15 protein-coding genes are annotated in these 13,089 nt (G+C 40.7%); 12 read left to right on the top strand and 3 right to left on the bottom strand.

Going from position 1 to position 13,089, the window contains the following annotated elements; genetic code table 11:
- Positions 1 to 139: 139 nt before the first annotated feature.
- The 4 genes from A3O17_RS05770 to A3O17_RS05755 are packed head-to-tail and all read left to right on the top strand — an operon-like array spanning position 140 to position 3,853.
- Positions 140 to 1,279, top strand: coding sequence for a toxic anion resistance protein (locus tag A3O17_RS05770; RefSeq protein ID WP_064213065.1), 1,140 nt, complete (start codon positions 140 to 142; stop codon positions 1,277 to 1,279).
- A gap of 4 nt (positions 1,280 to 1,283) precedes the next feature.
- The gene (locus tag A3O17_RS05765) at positions 1,284 to 2,456 is read left to right on the top strand and encodes a hypothetical protein (protein WP_064213064.1); all 1,173 of its coding nucleotides are present in this window, start codon (positions 1,284 to 1,286) and stop codon (positions 2,454 to 2,456) included.
- Positions 2,456 to 3,067, top strand: coding sequence for a hypothetical protein (locus A3O17_RS05760; RefSeq protein WP_064213063.1), 612 nt, complete (start codon positions 2,456 to 2,458; stop codon positions 3,065 to 3,067). Before A3O17_RS05765 ends, A3O17_RS05760 begins: the two co-directional genes overlap by 1 nt.
- Entirely contained in the window at positions 3,068 to 3,853 is a 786-nt protein-coding gene (locus tag A3O17_RS05755; protein WP_064213062.1) for a 5-bromo-4-chloroindolyl phosphate hydrolysis family protein, read from the top strand.
- A gap of 153 nt (positions 3,854 to 4,006) precedes the next feature.
- On the opposite strand, the gene A3O17_RS05750 is transcribed toward A3O17_RS05755, so the two are convergent.
- Positions 4,007 to 4,243: a hypothetical protein gene (locus A3O17_RS05750; RefSeq protein WP_064213061.1), complete on the bottom strand. Its 237-nt coding sequence runs from the start codon at positions 4,241 to 4,243 to the stop codon at positions 4,007 to 4,009.
- A 179-nt stretch (positions 4,244 to 4,422) separates the two neighbouring features.
- Between A3O17_RS05750 and A3O17_RS05745 the strand changes: the two genes are divergently transcribed.
- From A3O17_RS05745 to A3O17_RS05735, 3 genes are all read left to right on the top strand, one after another.
- Positions 4,423 to 5,142 carry a glucosamine-6-phosphate deaminase gene (locus A3O17_RS05745; protein ID WP_064213060.1) on the top strand — a complete coding sequence of 240 codons (720 nt, stop codon included), beginning with the start codon at positions 4,423 to 4,425 and terminating at the stop codon, positions 5,140 to 5,142.
- Positions 5,143 to 5,276: 134 nt separating this feature from the next.
- On the top strand, positions 5,277 to 6,377 hold the full coding sequence (locus A3O17_RS05740; RefSeq protein ID WP_064213059.1) for a YibE/F family protein: 1,101 nt from the start codon (positions 5,277 to 5,279) through the stop codon (positions 6,375 to 6,377).
- Positions 6,377 to 7,171, top strand: a complete 795-nt coding sequence (locus A3O17_RS05735) for a YibE/F family protein (protein ID WP_064213058.1) — start codon at positions 6,377 to 6,379, stop codon at positions 7,169 to 7,171. The genes A3O17_RS05740 and A3O17_RS05735 overlap by 1 nt, the downstream gene beginning before the upstream one ends.
- A gap of 47 nt (positions 7,172 to 7,218) precedes the next feature.
- Here A3O17_RS05735 and A3O17_RS05730 read toward each other — a convergent pair whose 3' ends face one another.
- Both A3O17_RS05730 and A3O17_RS05725 read right to left on the bottom strand, forming a co-directional pair.
- Complete coding sequence (locus A3O17_RS05730) at positions 7,219 to 7,629, bottom strand: peptide deformylase (protein WP_064213057.1); 411 nt, start codon at positions 7,627 to 7,629, stop codon at positions 7,219 to 7,221.
- Between the two features lie 12 nt (positions 7,630 to 7,641).
- A complete protein-coding gene (locus A3O17_RS05725) occupies positions 7,642 to 8,730 on the bottom strand; it encodes a DHHA1 domain-containing protein (protein ID WP_064213056.1) in 1,089 nt (362 codons plus the stop codon).
- Positions 8,731 to 8,873: 143 nt separating this feature from the next.
- Here A3O17_RS05725 and A3O17_RS05720 point away from each other — a divergent pair, with 143 nt between their 5' ends.
- From A3O17_RS05720 to A3O17_RS05700, 5 genes are read left to right on the top strand one after another with little or no spacing between them, the layout of a single operon-like run.
- Positions 8,874 to 9,647, top strand: coding sequence for a 1-acyl-sn-glycerol-3-phosphate acyltransferase (locus A3O17_RS05720; RefSeq protein WP_064213055.1), 774 nt, complete (start codon positions 8,874 to 8,876; stop codon positions 9,645 to 9,647).
- A 10-nt stretch (positions 9,648 to 9,657) separates the two neighbouring features.
- Positions 9,658 to 10,485, top strand: coding sequence for a glycosyltransferase (locus A3O17_RS05715; RefSeq protein WP_064213066.1), 828 nt, complete (start codon positions 9,658 to 9,660; stop codon positions 10,483 to 10,485).
- A gap of 14 nt (positions 10,486 to 10,499) precedes the next feature.
- A complete protein-coding gene (locus A3O17_RS05710; RefSeq protein WP_064213054.1) occupies positions 10,500 to 11,468 on the top strand; it encodes a glycosyltransferase family 8 protein in 969 nt (322 codons plus the stop codon).
- On the top strand, positions 11,462 to 12,343 hold the full coding sequence (locus A3O17_RS05705; protein WP_064213053.1) for a lysophospholipid acyltransferase family protein: 882 nt from the start codon (positions 11,462 to 11,464) through the stop codon (positions 12,341 to 12,343). Before A3O17_RS05710 ends, A3O17_RS05705 begins: the two co-directional genes overlap by 7 nt.
- Positions 12,344 to 12,357: 14 nt before the next feature.
- Positions 12,358 to 13,062: a zinc-ribbon domain-containing protein gene (locus A3O17_RS05700; RefSeq protein ID WP_064213052.1), complete on the top strand. Its 705-nt coding sequence runs from the start codon at positions 12,358 to 12,360 to the stop codon at positions 13,060 to 13,062.
- The last annotated feature ends 27 nt before the right edge of the window (positions 13,063 to 13,089 follow it).

Raw genomic sequence — 13,089 nt, 5'->3', positions numbered from 1 at the left:
TATCTTAGTCTGTTTGTTATCCGTTAATATTGATCAATAAGCTTTAACTTAATATTGAAATCCGGATTTGAGTTAAGATATAATCTCTATTAGTTAACTTTATGAATTTTTAATGAAGAATCTAGAGGGAGATATTTAGATGAATAATGAAAACGAACCATTAACGGTCACCAATGGTCAAAGTTTACCAACCGAAGTGGCGGTTAAGGATGAAGACCTGTTAAAAATCAAAGCGAAATTAACGCCGGAACAATTAGTTCAAGCGCAAAACTATGCCGTGGCGTTAAAAGATTCACGTCAAAACGCAATTACCGATTACGGTAAGGAAGTTCAAGACCAAATGTCGCAATTTACTGACGAGGTAATTGGCAATGTCAAAAGCAAGGAAGTCGGTGAAATTGGCGATACCCTTCAAAGTTTAGTTACCAGTTTAAACAGTGCGGACCCTGAAAAGCTTTCCGGTGACAAGAAACCGAAAATTTTCCGGCTATTCAAGAAAATTAAGGATTCCGTTTTTGAAATGACGGCGAAGTATCAGGAAGTCAGTGCGCAAATTGGCAAAATCACAACCAAACTTGAAAATCAGGAAAATGATTTGCTGAAAAATAACGATATGCTGGATGAAATGTATACCGCAAATCAAAAATACTTCCAACAATTAAATACACTGATTGTTGGTGGCCAAATTCGGCGGGATGAATTAAACAAAGAAATGGCCGCGCTTCAAGCAGATGTCGATGCTGGTAAGGCAGATCAAATGGACGTTCAAAATCTTCAAGATATGAAAGCCCAAGCCGATCGTTTAGATCACCGGTTATCAGATTTGATGCTGACGCGGGAAATTACGATCCAACAAGCCCCACAGATCCGGCTGATTCAAAATAACAACTCCGTTTTAAGTGAAAAGATCCAGTCATCAATTACAACGGCAATTCCATTGTGGAAAAATCAGGTCGCAATCGCATTGTCATTGTTAAGCCAAAAAGATGCTGTCAAAGCGCAGGATGCAGTTGCGAATACTACCAATGAGCTGTTGAAGAAGAATAGCGAAATGTTGCATGAATCAACGGTCGATGTTGCCAAGGCTTCCCAACGTGGCTTGGTTGATGTCGATACGTTGAAAGAAACCCAAGAAAACTTAATTTCGACAATTCAAGAAGTAATGCAGATTCAAAGCGAAGGGACCCAAAAACGTCAAGCAATTGAAGGCGAATTAGCGCAAATGGAAGACCATCTGAAAACGGCTTTGATTCCTTCTGATTCAAAGACGGAGCAGTAAAGCGATGAAAAGAGAGTATCAAAGTGCGGTTCATTTTAAAAAGGAAAGTAAGCATGCAATTAAATTTGGAATCGCGGTTTTAGTCTTTATTTTAGGCGTTGTGATGTTCGGAACTAAATTTCAATATGATTCGATGCAAATTACTGATGAGTGGTTTTATCGGTATGCCGGAGCGGGGACGTTAATGGTCATTTGTATGCTGATTTGGGGCCTGTTTTGTTCATTTGGAATGAATCACGAAATAGCTTTCGCAATCGATAATAATGAACAGGGAATTTGGCTTTCCTCGATGAGAAACTACCGGATGATTTATATTCCATTTTCAATGGTGGAAATCACATGCGGACGTGGAATGTTAACCTTCAAATATCAAAACGCCTTTTGTTATAAACGAAATCAAAAAATCCGGATGCTTCCGAAGGGATTGGAACGCATCAGAGTTTCAGCGGTTGATGAAGGAGAGCTAAAGGCTTTTGTCGCTGATTTTAACCAGTTAACAAGTAAGGAACGCGCACTTGAACTGGATGATGGCAAAAATGAACAGTCATTTCTTAAATTTGAGTCGGCTGCTTCCAAAATTCTTTTTTTACTGGGAATTTTCAGCATTGTTTTGTATAATCCGTTAACACTTATGGGACTGCCAGATCATTCTTCATCGAATCAAGATTCCGCTGCGACGGGGAGTGCAAACTACTTTAAGAATGAAAATCTGCATTTTAATCAGGTGTATTCAACGAAAGATTTGAACATTGAGATCAACAAGGGATATTTGGCCCAGACATCAGCCGGGAAACAAGTGGTGATTTTTAACGTTACGGTCAATGGTAAGAAGAGTGATGCCGATATTGGTGCAGGAGATTTCTACCTCACATCGGATAAGGAAATCGTCAAAGATGGCGATGATTATGCTCGTAATCCGTTGAACGCAACGGTGCTTTCAATTGGTGGAAAATCAACTCCAGTAGTCAACCAACTTGATAATGACGATAATTACTGCAGTCCTGAATTGGATGGTGGGAAAAAGCTGACGTTTAATGTTGTCTTTAGTCTTTCAGATTCAAAGAAGACGAACTACTTTATTTATTCAGACTTTGTATTTGATGATCCGGATGGATTTGAAAATAAACCGGCTTATATTTTTAAGTTTGACCCTCAAAAATTGGAGGTTCTAAAGTAATGAAGAAACTTTTGATTGCATGTTTTACATTATTGATGATGTTTTTGAATAGTGGAGTGATTAATGCTGCGAATGCTTCGATCAGGAGCCAAAACCAACCGAATAATGGAAATTTTTATGCTTTTCATCCGTTAAATAAAACTGGGTTTGATGATAATAGTGTTGAATATAAAATTCTCGGATATCAATTTCTTAAGGATCCGCAGCCATCAGCGAATAGTAACGCCCGTTATATTTTGATCAAGTGCCAGGTCAATACCGATGATTTGGATCGGGATGAAGTTAAGGACGCATATATCGGGAATGATTTTGTGAAGGTTTATGACAACGGAAGTGAAGCAACTAACATTACCGATGTCTTTTCGAAGAAACGGCTTAAACAAGCGCCGTTTAATAACGTTCATGAGTCGCTTTCGCATATTCAGATGAACCGCACCTATGAATTAGACGTGTGCTACGTTGTTTATCCGTATGATGATCTGGAACTAAAGTTTGCACCGAATGATGATGAGAGTGGTACCAAAATTAAAATCCATCAAGTACAAAGCTCAAACGGGGTAACGATGGATTTACAGGATTCATTCGCAAATTATGAACAGGAGGGAAAGTAGATGCGGCAAATTGTGGATAACTTTCGTCCGGTTCGGATTGTGATGGCGCTGGTTTTATGGGCGCTATCATTTGTTTGGGGGATTAGTGGCGAACTTTTTTCGATTTATATGACAATTGTTGTGGGCAGTTTGTTATTTTTCAACACGTTTGAGTCATATATGATTATTGCTCCAGGACTAACGATTGTCAGTACCCTGGTCCTTTTTGGCAAGAATCTCTTGAATAATGACTTTTTATTATTAACTTTCAGTATGATAGTTCTGACTTTTATTATTGGAGGAATCGCAGTTGTTATTCGCCGGGTAGTAATGGCTCAAAGACTATCAAAATACCCCGAAATCGTCAATAGCCTTTCTGATGATAAATTGCACTTTAATGAAGAGAAGCTGCGTGAATCCAAACTTTCGACTGAGGAACTGTCTTTCTTCAAGAGTGAAATGCGGAAATACTATAAAAGTTATCAGTATCTTCAATCAGTTAAAGATCTGATGGAGCATAAAGTTGATTCGTATGATAAAGATTTGACGATGATCCATGTCATTTTCAACGAACTGATCGATTCCCCGCGGATGTTGTTGAAAATGAATGACTTTTTGTATTCACATTTGAAAGATTATGTGGATAAAGTCAAAGCGATTGTGGATTTAGATGACAACGTGGTGGAATCAGATGAGGATAAACAGCTTGTTGAAAATGCTAAAGATCAATTAGCGACGATTTCAAGTCAGTTCCGCGATGATTTTATTCAGGTAACGGAAGATGAACGGGATGCGTTAAAGGAATAAAAGGATAATGAGCTTTCACTTGGAGTGGAAGCTCATTTTTTGCCAAAAGTTCTAAAAAGTTCTAAAACGAAATCAAAGTTCTAAAAACTTCTAAAACAGAAAGTCAGATAATCAAAAACCCGGCCGTGATTTTCATCACCGCCGGGTTGATTTTTAATCGTCAATTCGTTTAACAACTTTATATTGTTTAGCGTTTTGTTCTTCTTGGTGTTCTTCTTCAATGGCCGCTTCTTCATTGAAAACGATGAATGGCTTATTGTTTTCTTCTTTAACAACGAGCACGGGCTTTTTTACTTTTTCATGGTAAATCTGAGCAGCGACATAGGCTTTATTATAATCAAAGTCGCTTGAAATTGATTGCCCCGGGTTAAAAAATACATCTTCACTCATGTTGATTTCTCCCTTCATTAAATAAATCAGGATTCCTTTGTCTTTATCATACCATACTGCGAAAACGATAACAAAGTTGATATATCAATCAGAATAAATTCGAAAAGGGGTTGCAAAAAGGTATAGTCCATTGTATAATTGGACTATACCAAACAGATGAACGAAAGGGAGTTATTTTGATGAAAGTTATTATTGTTAAGGATCAAAATGAAGGCGGAAAAGAAGCTCTCAAAGTATACGAAAACGAAATGAAGAACGGAGCCAAGGTATTTGGCTTAGCAACTGGCAGTACACCGATCACAACCTATGAAGATATTGTTGCAAGTGATTTAGACTTTTCTGATTGTGTTTCAGTAAACTTGGATGAATATGTTGGCTTAACTCCAGATAACGATCAAAGTTACCACTATTTTATGAATGAACACCTTTTCAAGTACAAGAAGTTCAAACACTCATATGTTCCGGACGGGACGAACATGGATGCTGCAGCTGAAACGGCGCGGTACGATAAAATTATTGAAGAAAATCCAATTGATTTACAACTTTTAGGATTGGGGCGGAATGGTCACATTGGGTTTAATGAACCTGGAACGCCGTTTGACTCAACAACGCACAAGATCAAGTTGACCCAATCAACGATCGATGCCAACTCACGGTTCTTTGATCGCGAAGAAGATGTTCCGAAAGAAGCATATTCAATGGGAATCGGTTCGATCATGACCGCTAAACATATTTTGCTTGAAGCTTACGGTGACAAGAAGGCTGAAGCAATTCAAAAGATGATCCAGGGACCAGTTACAACGGATGTCCCGGCTAGCGTTTTGCAAAAGCATCCAAACGTGACGGTAATCATTGATGAAGCAGCCGCAGCTTTGCTTGATCGGAGTAAATTAAACTAATACAAGGTTTTAAAGATTTGAAGAAGAATCCGGTTCACGGATTCTTCTTTTTTGTGTTCAAAATTTAACATGAATATCACTTTTATTTTATTTAAATGAATGCTATCTTAGAGGTTGTCATCGAGGTGATATTTATGAGTAAAAAAAGAACATTGATTGAGGTAATTGTTCTTTTGTTAAGTGGATTAGTACTTTACTTCTTCACTTCGCATGATGCGTTTTTGTACAAACAAGATATTGGACGGGTCATTAAGGTTGAAAATGCCAAGCCGGTTCAAACCGAAGACGCATACGAAAATAAAGACGAAACAACCGAGCAATCATTAACGCTTAAAATCATTAATGGTTCGCGCAAGGGCGAAATCATCCACTTGAAGAATCAATTCTCCAAGTCAGGCGCTTATGATCAGGAATACTTCAAGGGACAACAGGTCTTCTTGAAGCTACACCATGATGGTGGCAAACTGACCGCGGTCATTTCGCACTATAAGCGGGATACATACTTAGTAATGATGCTTTGGTTAGTCGTTGGATTACTTTACCTCACAATGCATGCAAAAGGATTAAGGGCATTGTTAAGTGTGGCAATTAACTTTGTGATCTTCTTAATTTTCGTTCAGATGGACGTTGATTTTGACTTTACGAATTTCTTCTGGTTGTTTGCAATCAGTGCGGTGTTATTTACAGGATTATCACTGATTCTTGTTATCGGGTGGAATAAGCAAACGCTGGTTTCATTCCTGTCAATTGTAATTGGAACGACGATGGCGATGGCAATCGGAATCGGAATTCTGAATTTGACGGGGAATAATGGAATCCACTATGAAGCGCTTGATTACGCGACCCAGCAACCAGAACAGCTTTTCTTGTCGGCGACGATCATTGGACTGTTAGGGGCAGTTTTGGATGCATCGACCGATATTGTTTCAACACTGTTCGAACTCAAACGGACCCAGCCGGAAATTTCGGCCAAACAATTGTTTAAGTCCGGACAAGGGGTTGGTCACGCGATCATGGGACCGCTTATCAACGTCTTGTTAATGATTTTCTTTGCTGAAACATTTGCAATCGCAGTTCTTTACTTCAGAACAGGAAATACTTACGGCTATACCTTTGCGTGGGCAATGGGCCTGGGAGTCGCCCAGGCATTGATCAGTGGGATTGGAATTACATTAGTGATCCCAACTGCAAGTTTCCTCTGTTCGCGTTTCTTAAGCGGAAGGAGGGCTGACTAATGCCGTCAATTTTAGCATTAACGATCGTATTAGCTGTTTTAATGATGGTTTTTGGTGGAAAGCAAGGAACCTCATCGTTCTTTAGTGTTTTGCTGAACTTCGGAATTTTATTCGTAACCGTTGTCTTAATTTCAAGCGGCTTTCCTCCGCTTCTAGTTTCGTTGTTTGCTGGAATCTGTATTTTGGCGACAACCATTTATATGGGGAACAGTGATGACCGCTCAACCAACATTGCGTTTGAAGCCACAATCATTGTCTTGGTCGTCATGATCATCATGATCGTTCCAATGGATCACTGGGCTCAGATCAAAGGTTTTTCAACGGAACAGTCGGATGAAATTGAAGCATTCAACCTTTTGATTGGGATCAACTTTGAAAAGTTGGCGATCTCAACGGCGATTTTAAGTACGCTGGGGGCAATTTCAGAAGCAGCGATCGCTATTTCAAGCGGTTTGCAAGAAATTATCGATCAAAACCCTGATATTACCAAGAAAAAGCTTTATCAAAGCGGAAGCAACATTGGTTCGCAAATTATGGGAATGACCTTTAATACGTTGTTCTTCGGAATGTTTGGGAGTGACCTGGCACTATTTGTTTTGCTGGCAAAAGTCCATGCCGGGATTGGATACTGTATCAACGCCAAAATTTTTGTTTCCGAATGTATGCTCGTGCTGTATTCGGCCGTTGCAGTCATTTGTGTCATCATGATCACCACGTTCTTGATGGCTCACCGGCTTGAAAAACAACAAAAAGCAGAAGCAACAACCGAAACGAAAGAAAAAACAGAAGATTGATTTAAGATAAGAAATAGGCTGCAACCTTTGAGGGCTGCGGCCTATTTTTAAATCAAAATTCCATTACAATGATCGATTTCATGCTGGATAATTTCTGCAATTAAATCGGTAAAGGCTTGGGTTTGCCATTGAAACTGTTCATTTTGAAATTTAACCGTAATGTGCTTAAACCGTTGTGTTGGCCGAACGCCATCAAGGGATAAACATCCTTCAGTTGTTTGGTATGGAGTATTTTGCGCAATGATTTCCGGATTGATCATCATTACGGGAAGCTTTCCAAGGCCAACCACGATGATCCGCTTATGAACGCCAATCATATTGGCAGCTAATCCAGCAGCTCGGTCACAGTTTGCAATAAACGTGGCTTTCAAGTCTTGAACTGCTTGAATGTCAGCCTGAGTTGCTGGGAACGATTTTTGAGATAAAAAATGAACGTCATGGATAATTTCTTTGATCATGCTATCTTCCTCTTATTTATCTTTGAAAAGGGCAGCAAATTTGGCCGCCGCTTCTTCGGAAAGCGAATCGGCGAGATTGCCTAAATTTTCGTCAGCCTGAGCTTGGGTCTTTGCGTTGACTTGAGCCTGCTGTTTAACGGCTTCGACAATTGCCTTTTCGGCTTCTTCAATTGGGTTGAGCGGTAAAACGCCGCCGGCTGAATCCGCATGGCCACCGCCGTTGAAATACTTAGCAGCAAATTCGGCAACATCCAACTGACCATTGCTTCGAAGCGAAACACTATGGGCATCGATTACCAATGCGGCTTCAACATCGTGGCGTTGAAGCAGGGCATGAGCAATTTCTGATTTAAAGTCGCTGGCATAGACAACGCCGAATGAATGCCCGTCAACGGAAAATTCAACAACGTTTTTGAGATGCTTATCAAGGTAGCGTTGCCGGCGGCCGTTTAACGTATTGATCAGTAACGTATTTTGGTCATGATACTGTTTCCAGCCGGTTTGATAGACCTTCGTTACAAATGATTGGGACTGGCTTAACGGATAAAACCAGAAAAGCTGGTTTAATTCATCGGCTGCTTTCCGTTCTTCGTTGCACATGTTCGGGTCGTTTTGCCAATCCCAGGTATCGTATGCCCGAATCAATTCAACGATTTCTCGCAGTTCCTGTTGCCGTGCAGTCGGAACGCTTGCAAAGTTGACCTGTTTGCTGACCCAGTCCCATACAAGGCTCACAGCACTGGGATTAATTTCCGGATTAGCAGGTGAAATGCAGTTGGCAGCATACTTTTTACGCAGTTCTTCTTCGCTTTCATGGTGATCAAAAATCAACCAGTGGTTTGCAAAGTGCTGTTCAAGTTGTTGGAACGAATAGTCGCTGTCCGGTGTCATGTCCATAATATAGATGTCGCTGTACTTTTGAACATCGGGTTGGCGGAAGAATCGTTCAAGTTCCTGGTCAAGCCGGCCGGCCGAACACGTTGTTAAATCAAAAGTCACGTTACTGAATAACGCGGGTTGTAAGGCTTCCAAAAGAAGGGGAGCGCCAAACCCGTCTAAGTCGTTGTGTGAAATTAATTTAATGTACTGTTGTTTTTTCAATCTTGTTCCTCGTGTTTCTAATTTGCTGAATCTAAAATCATGCTAATTATAGCATATCAAAGCCCGTCAGTTTGACGATAATTGCTAATTTGGGTATCATACTTAGAAGGAGAATAGTCTGAAATTAAGGACGGGATCGGATTTTGGCAAAAAACAAGATTCAATATTTTACGAGGTTTGATGAGGACCTAGTTGAAACTGCCGACCAGAACTATCAGCTTAAGGACAACTTTAAGTGGATTCGAACTGATTGGCAATTTAATTTTTTAGCGACCGTGATATCGGCCGGGGCCAAGGCCTTTGGGTACGGCTTTAACAAGCTAATCTTAAAGCAACGATTTGCGAACTTAGACGTCCTCAAGCCATATCGTGGCCAAGGATATTTTATTTATGCCAATCACACGCAGCCGGTTGGCGATGTTTTTTTGCCAATGCTTGCAGGCGGGGCCCGCAAGTACTATGTAATTTGTGCCCAAGCTAACTTAGGGATGCCGATCATCGGACCGTTGCTTCCCTATGGCGGGGCAATGCCGATTCCGTCAGATATTCATCAACTTCCTTCTTTAATTAAGGCAGTTGATTACCATATCAAACAGGGCGATTTTGTAACGGTGTATCCCGAAGCCCATGTGTGGCCGTATTATACGGGAGTCCGGCCGTTTTCAGAAGCGGCTTTCCATTTTCCAATCACAACGAACGCACCATCATTTGTAATGACCAATACTTATCAAAAAGCACGGCGAGGGAGCCGGCCGCAAATGATTACGTATTTGGATGGTCCAATCTATCCTGATTCGGCTCTTCCACGGAAAGCACGGCAACAAAAGCTGATGCAGGATGTTAAGGAAAAAATGGAAAAGCGGGCAGCGTTAAGCAACATTGAGTATGTCAAGTATGTCAAACGAAAGGAAAAGTGAAATTAACGGCATGAATCTTCTATATTGCGGTGATCAAAATATTCAAGACGGATTATTAATTTCGATTTTGTCACTGCTGAAACATGAACCAGATGAACTTCATATTTACATTATGACGATGGAGCTTCATACCGCAGAAAAAGATTACCATGCGATTCCTGATCGGACGATTTCATTTTTGAATCAGTTGGTGCAACGGACCAATCGGCATAGTTTTGTTAAAAAGTATGACTGCACGACCTTGTTTGAACGTCAAATTCCGCGAAAGAATATGGGAACGCGTTTTACCCCGTACGCAATGTTGCGGCTTTTTGCTGACCAACTTCCCGATCTGCCAGCGAGATTACTTTATCTTGATAGCGATGTTGTTTGTCGCCAAGATCCGCGTGAATTTTATCACCAAGATATTACCGGGGTTGAGTTGGTCGGGGTGCTGGACTATTATGGCCGCTGGTTTTTCCATCATAGTTTAACGCACTTGGATTACATCAATTCCGGGGTGCTTTTGTTGAACATGGAAAAGATCAAGCAAACTAGATTGTTTGAGCGGGCACGGGAAAGGTGCGTCAAACGCTGGATGTTTATGCCGGATCAGTCAGCCCTTAATAAGCTGGCCCGGGCGAAACGGATCGTCCCGCGGAAATATAATGAGCAACATCAGTTGCATGCCGATACCGTTTTCCAGCATTTTACAACGAGTTTTAAGTTTTTCCCGCTATTCAAGATTCAAACAATCAAACCGTGGGAAGTTCAGCAAGTTCACGATGTTCTTGGAATTCATGAATATGATGATATTTTAAACGAGTATCAACAGTTAGTCCCGAATTTGTCAAAATAAGAAGGCGAATAAAAATGAAAAATAAAGTTATTCCAGTATTTTTAACCATTGATGACGGTTTTGCAAAGTATACAAGTGTGATGATCCGGTCGGTCATTGAAAATGCAGCACCCCAAGACCATTACAAAATTTGGATCATTCATCGCGGATTAAGTGATGCGAACCAGCAAAAACTTGAAGGAATGGCGACTGCCAATGTTGAAGTTGAAACGCATTTCTTAAAGGCTGATTTGAGCCGCATTGCTAATCGCGAAGAAAATTATTTACGGCTTGATTTCTTTACATTGTCGATTTTTTATCGCCTATTCTTAGCCGATGAATTTCCAGAATATGATAAGGCAATTTACCTTGACTGTGATGCGGTTGTTCCTGGTAATCTGGCTGATTTATATCAAATTGACCTTGGAAATAACTTGATTGGGGCTGCACCAGACCATTCAATTTGGCATGTTCCGGGAATGATCAAGTACATTGAAGGCGCCCTTGGAATTCCATATAAAACATATATTAATTCAGGGGTTTTGCTGATCAACATGAAAGCCTTTCGCGAAGAACATTTTACGGAACACTTTCTCAATGTAATGAATAAGCACTACTTTGCTTGCATTGCACCTGATCAGGATTATTTGAATATGATGTGCCGCGACCGCATTTTATATCTTGATGAAACTTGGAATGCAATGCCGAAAGATCATCAATATGATGCTGAAAAACTGACAGATCCCCAATTAGTCCACTATAATCTGTTTTATAAGCCATGGCACTTTGATAATGTAATGTATGAAAATTATTTCTGGAAATATGCGGATGCAACGCCATACGCCCAAGAAATTCATGCTGAAAAGGACAACTTTACGGACGAACAACGCCGTGGCGAAGTTGAAAAACTTGATAAGTTGATGGATCGGGCAGCGGCATTGCCGGCAACGGAAGGGACATTTAAAAAGGTTATTGCACAAGGAGAACGAATTAAGTTATGTTAATTTTTCCGAATCGTGATCAAGTGATCGCGAATATTAAGCAGAATATTAAGGATGGAAACTTCAACAAAAAGGTTGAAGTTGACGATCCGCAGTTATCGAATGAGGAGCGGTTGGAACTGATCAGTCAATACTTTGACCGCCGCAAGACTTTATTTGGAAAAGCAGAAAATGTTGTTGCCCGAACAATTTACCGGGCAGTTACCTGGGCAGAAAATACGAAAACGGAAATTGTTGGCTGGGAAAATCTGAAAGGCCTTGATCCGCATAAAGGAGCGGTAATTACCAGCAATCACTTTAATCCGCTGGAGAATACGATTATCCGTAAAATGACGGAAAAGCTTCATAAGCGGTTATACATCGTTAGCCAAGATACTAATTTTGGAATGAAAGGGCTTGTCGGATTTCTTCTAAACAATGTTGATATCATTCCGTTAAATACTAGCATTGAATACTTAGGGCGAACTTTTCCGAAATTGATCAAACAAACGATTGACGCTGGAAACTACATTTTGATCTATCCTGAAGAAGAAATGTGGTTTAACTACCGGAAACCGCGACCGTTTAAGCGGGGCACATATTACTATGCGGCTCAAGCTGGAGCCCCGATCATCTCATGCTTTGTTGAGTTGCGCGACCTTGAAAGTTTTGAACCGAACGCGAAGGGGCAAATTCACCGCGTTAAAGCAACGTTACACATTTTGCCGATGATTTATCCTGATCCGCATAAATCAGCCCGGGAAAACAGTATCTGGATGATGAAGCAGGATTACGAGCAAAAGAAAGCGGCGTATGAAGCGGCATACGGAAAGAAATTAACGTACGATTTTCATCCGGAAGACATTGCCGGATGGGTCGGACCTCAGGATAAAAAATAAAGAAGGATGGATCAATGAAAAAGTGTCCCCAGTGCGGGTTTGAAAATCAACCGCATAATCAGTTTTGCAAACAGTGCGGAGCGAAATTAACAGCTGATGAAGATCAACCGATGACGCGGGAAGCCGCGAAGGAGAAAAATAGCAAACGAAAGCGCAAAGTGATTTATCTCGTAATTGCAATTATTCTAATTTTAATTCTTGTGCTTTTTGGAATTGCGCAGGCGACGGGAAAACATTCATCTAAGGCGCCGGCTTCAACTTCGCCTAAGACAGAGAAAAAGGCTTCTTCAACTGCTAAAAAAGCCTCGGCAACAACGGCGACTGCTTCTTCAACGGAAGCAAGTGCCAGTTCTGGAAGACAAACGGCAATTCAAACCATGCCGGATGTCAATACAAAAAATTTGACGACCCAACAAGTTAATAAGTGGGTCTTTGCTAACATCATGGCGGATTGGAATAAGAATAATACAGGTGAACCGCCATTGACCCCGGCAGATCAGGACGCATTTATTTTTAATCAAAGTACCGATGACCAGGGATGCGTTGAGATTCAGGTTCAAGAAAATCATCAAAGTGCATTTATGAAGAGCATTCATGCTGATCCGGAATCCACCCCGACAATTGGATGGTACCGAATCAACGCTCAAGGATATTTGCAACAGGGTGCTCCTGGAAGCGACAATTGGAACACGATTGCACAAAACTATCAGGAACCATAATTTTAACAAACAAACAGACTAAGATAG

The organism is Ligilactobacillus aviarius, assembly GCF_001654615.1.
Taxonomy (GTDB): Bacteria; Bacillota; Bacilli; order Lactobacillales; family Lactobacillaceae; genus Ligilactobacillus; species Ligilactobacillus aviarius_B.
The sequence above is the reverse complement of the archived record's forward strand: the minus strand, read 5'-3'. Positions and strand labels throughout refer to the sequence as shown.